The 438-nt window shown below is 59.1% G+C and carries 1 protein-coding gene; it reads right to left on the bottom strand.

The features are described from left to right. Positions 1 to 293, bottom strand: a 293-nt coding sequence (locus HX817_RS31365; protein ID WP_256348764.1) for a response regulator, incomplete at its 3' end; no start/stop codon positions are given. Between the last annotated feature and the right edge of the window lie 145 nt (positions 294 to 438).

The following is a 438-nucleotide window of genomic DNA, read 5'->3' as shown; positions in this document are numbered from 1 at the left end:
CCCAGTTCCAGGCCGAGGATGCGATGCAGCTCGCTGGAGCGGGCACTGGTGATAATGATCGGCGTGTAGCGCGTCATCGCCCGGGCCCGCCGGCAGATCTCCAGGCCGTCGACGCCGGGCAGCATCAGGTCAAGGATCAACGCATCCCAGCCGCCTTGCTCCAGCAGGCGCAGGCCTTCGTCACCATCGGCACTGTGAACCACCTCGAACTGCTCGTCCCGCAGGTGCAGGCAGATCAAATCGGCAATATGGGCATCGTCCTCGACCACCAGGACACGTTTAGGCTGATCCATTGATAAAAACCTGTCTTCTTGATTCGCGCATTGTGCGGCTTTTGCAACAGTGTAGTTATCACGAATTGTTTAACTCTGCGTGAGGATTCCGCGACCACCCCGGGCCTAACCTTACTCATCGCAACGGCAAAAGTACGCCCCCCTC

This window comes from Pseudomonas sp. C6002 (genome assembly GCF_013385805.1).
GTDB lineage: Bacteria > Pseudomonadota > Gammaproteobacteria > Pseudomonadales > Pseudomonadaceae > Aquipseudomonas.
Note: the sequence above shows the minus strand (reverse complement) of the source record. Positions and strands in the feature narration are given on the sequence as shown.